2 protein-coding genes and 1 pseudogene are annotated in these 3,846 nt (G+C 41.5%); all 3 read left to right on the top strand.

Going from position 1 to position 3,846, the window contains the following annotated elements:
• A partial coding sequence (locus SSCH_RS04530) for a hypothetical protein (protein ID WP_044664439.1) occupies positions 1-306 on the top strand: 306 nt, incomplete at its 5' end.
• Between the two features lie 1,055 nt (positions 307-1,361).
• Positions 1,362-2,462, top strand: a pseudogene (gene wecB / locus SSCH_RS04525) (non-hydrolyzing UDP-N-acetylglucosamine 2-epimerase).
• A 127-nt stretch (positions 2,463-2,589) separates the two neighbouring features.
• Positions 2,590-3,438, top strand: coding sequence for a hypothetical protein (locus tag SSCH_RS04520; RefSeq protein ID WP_044664438.1), 849 nt, complete (start codon positions 2,590-2,592; stop codon positions 3,436-3,438).
• Positions 3,439-3,846 lie beyond the last annotated feature (408 nt).

Below are 3,846 nucleotides of genomic sequence, written 5' to 3'. Positions count from 1 at the left end.
GATGAGAACATCATCGGAATGATTGATGCCTCAGAAGCAGGAAAACCAGCCTTGTCCGCCTGTGTCGATGAAATTGAAGCATACTTCGACAGCCAACAAAACTCTAAGGTGGATTTGACAGATAATTTCACCCGGACTGCTGTGGGAAGGATGGTTAAAACAATAGTCACCCCGTTCGGATATGAAGTTACTGTGCAGAAAGATCTACCCAAGGCATCGAAATCTAAATACTTCACTTCGGCTTCTTGTTATGCAAAAACAGGTATTGCCACAATGAAAGTCATCAGAACAATTACCGCAGTTTAGATGATTATCAGCCCCTTTCGTTGTACACACTCTCGCTACTATCATTGCCACAGAGGATGGCGTGGTCGAGCCCTATGATGGTGGCAACCGCGCCGTCCATCTTCTTTGTGAACTTTTCCTAGTCGGGCATGACGTTCCCCGAGGATTGGTCTTAATGAAGATGTTATCCATCATCAACGCAGGACTAGATTATGTCTTACCAAAAAACAAAAAAAGAATGTAAGCTGTTGAGATGTTAGGGTCATGGACTAAGCATAACCAGGGATCAGAGATTGACCATTTTTTTCATTTTAACTTCGGACAGTTACTCTAGAGCACCCCAGTGAATTGGACGTTTCCTCATCCCATTTTACCATTTGGTTAAAAGAATGCGTAACAGGTTATTTTCTAGGTTTCCCGTGTCTGGGGCAGCTCAATCAGATTCAAAAGATCAGGGTGGATCACTTTCAGTGATCAAATGGACCCGTTTTAAGCTGACGATCGCATTCGACAAAAGTCGGGTGGTAACCGGTAGCGTTGCGAGGGGGAGGCCCTTTTCCCCCCGAGCTTGCTAAAGCACATTTTCCTATATATCTGTAAAACAAACAGTCTGTTGGCTAGTTCCCGTAATGTGTATTATGTAATAAGGCCTGACACTCTGCGTGGAATGTGGTGCTCTTGCCAAGGGCTGCCTACCCGCAGGTTGGGTGGTGTGGGTTTGTCCAGGAGGGTTTTATTCTCCTCAAATATCACACACAGTACTGTCCGCGAGTATTCGACAAAATGCGGGGGGTACCCGGTACCGTTGCGAGGGGGACGCTTTTCCCCCCGAGCTTATTATTGTCTTTTTCTCCAACATTTTCTCCTACAAATACTTTACACTATGAACACTTTATGATCTTTTATATATATGAAGAATGGTTGCAAGCTACGCATCTATTTCCCTAAAACAAAATAGCTATTAGAGATACCGATGTAAAACTTCTCATGAAGTAGCATAATCATACAGGAAATCCCCCACCATATATCGAATAACATATAATTAACCATAAATCTGTAGAAATGGATATACGAAGGTGAAGAAATTGAAAATCATCACAGTACTCGGCGCCAGACCACAGTTCATCAAAGCAGCACTGGTTTCTAGAGAACTCCGTAAAAAACATACGGAAATTATCATTCACACTGGACAGCACTACAATCATGAGCTTTCAGACATCTTCTTCGATGAAATGAATATACCCCAACCGGATTATAATTTGGGGATCGGCTCTGACACTCATGCCCGGCAAACAGGCCAGATGATGGCCGAACTGGAAGCACTGTTTCTTAAAGAAAAACCTGACGTTGTCCTAGTCTACGGCGACACCAACTCCACTCTGGCAGCGGCACTTGCGGCAGTCAAACTGCACATCCCCGTTGCCCATGTAGAAGCTGGGCCAAGAATGAACGACAAGACGATACCCGAAGAAGTAAACAGAGTGGTCACGGACCATATCTCAAGTATGCTCTTTACCCCTACTCCTGTATGCTTGGATAACCTGCACCGGGAAGGGTTGACCTAAGGGGTGTATCTGACAGGAGATGTTATGCTGGACTGCTTTTTGCACTTTTCAAAGGAAGCAGAAAAACGAACCGGAATTCTGGATAATCTAAGCCTGGAACAAGGCAATTACCTGCTGGCAACAGTACACAGAGCAAGCAATACCGATACCGAGGAGAAATTGCGGGAAATTTGCAAAGCTTTTATAGAGCTTGCACAAGAAATAGAGTTGGTCTTCCCTGTTCACCCACGAACTGAAAAGTATCTGAAGCACTACGGACTGTACCGGGTACTAAAAGATACACCCAACATATACCTGATCAAACCGGTAGGCTATCTGGAAATGCTGGTCTTAACCAAAAATGCAGGAAAAATACTCACCGATTCCGGCGGTCTGCAAAAGGAAGCCTATTTTGCAAAAGTACCCTGTATTACTCTGGATACAGTCTCAGCCTGGCCGGAAACAGTGGAAGATGGGTGGAATATGGTGGTTGGGGAAGAGACTGAATGCCAACAAATAAAGAGGAAAAATATCATCAATGCAGTAAGATCTTTTGAGCCAAATGAAAAACAACATAATATCTTTGGCAACGGGAAGGCCGCGGAAATACTATGTGATTTGCTGGTCTGTTAATGACTCCAAGTGGAACTATTGACTAGTTCATATTATTCCGTTCGCTGGTATTCGACAAAAGTCGGGTGGTACACGGTACCGTTGCGAGGGGAGGGTTAAAGAAAATTACTATAACGGAAGGATAGCAATGACCGATATTTTTTCAACACGTGAAATAGCCACAGGAATATGGTTAATCATTTTTGTAGCATTCGTTTTTATCTCACCATCAATAAGGAAAGCTGCAATAAGCGTTATTAAAGTCGCTGCTTCAAGAAAATTACTGATTCCCTTTATAGCGATTTTGGTATATGCGGCGATTCTCACCTTCCTTTCAATGCAACTGCCAATATGGAGAAATGCGTATTTAAAAGATATTGTATTTTGGGTTTTGTTTGCTGGAGTACCCGTGTGCTATGGAGCCGTTAACTCTAAAAAGGAAAGTCACTATTTTAGGAATATATTAACTGACAATTTAAAGTTTACTATCATTTTAGAATTTATTATCAGCTCTTTTACTTTTAATTTGATAGTAGAAATAATTATTTTGCCAGTTGTAACTTTTCTTGTTATGTTAGAAACTGTAGCAGGGTATAAAAGTGAAAGCCAGCAAGTCAAAAGACTCATATCATTCATTTTAGCTATATTGGGTTTTCTATTTTTAGAGTTAACTCTCAAGATAGCAGTTGAAACGTATTCGACGTTAGGTTTAGTAGATTTGTTAGTAAGTTTTTGTATTCCTATCATTTTTTCAATTGCATATATACCGGTGGCATATGGGTTCGGTGCATATGCGAAATATGAAATGGTTTTTATGAGAATGAGCTTCAAGGAACCGAAAGATAAAAAGATTCGAAGGATGCATAGGTATAAAGTGTTTCTTGCGTGTGGGTTGTCATATCAAAAAATAAGTCGTTTTGAAAGCTATATCCATAGGATGTATGTTGGAATGAATGAAGATGAATTTAATAACTTAATAGATGAATTCAAAAGTTAGGAATTATTAATGTTTAATCGAGTAGTAGCAAGCTCGGGGAGAAAAGCCCTCCCCTCGCAAATGAGGTCGATAAGTGTTGTAAGTTTTCATATATTTGTTCAGTATGGTTCTTAGCTCTCTAGGTGTTTCGTACTCGCAGATGTAGATTCGGAGATTGTCCCAACAGCCGTGGAAATTGAAGTGGCGGTTCCCAGCCAGATATGGCATAATGGGTTTGGGAAACAACCAAAACCATACAGGGAGGTTACCGCCAATGTCAGCATACCACAAGAAGGCCGATCAGTCGATAGAAAAGAGTGTTTACCCGTTACCAATGGAGCAATTGACTCTATCAGATTTACGGGAAGCTGTGAAAGGACGATTTAGCAGTTTCTGTACGGCTGTTGGAATTCAAGCATTAGTGTGATG

This window comes from Syntrophaceticus schinkii, from assembly GCF_000946815.1.
Taxonomy (GTDB): domain Bacteria; phylum Bacillota; class DSM-12270; order Thermacetogeniales; family Thermacetogeniaceae; genus Syntrophaceticus; species Syntrophaceticus schinkii.
The sequence above is the reverse complement of the archived record's forward strand: the minus strand, read 5'-3'. Positions and strand labels throughout refer to the sequence as shown.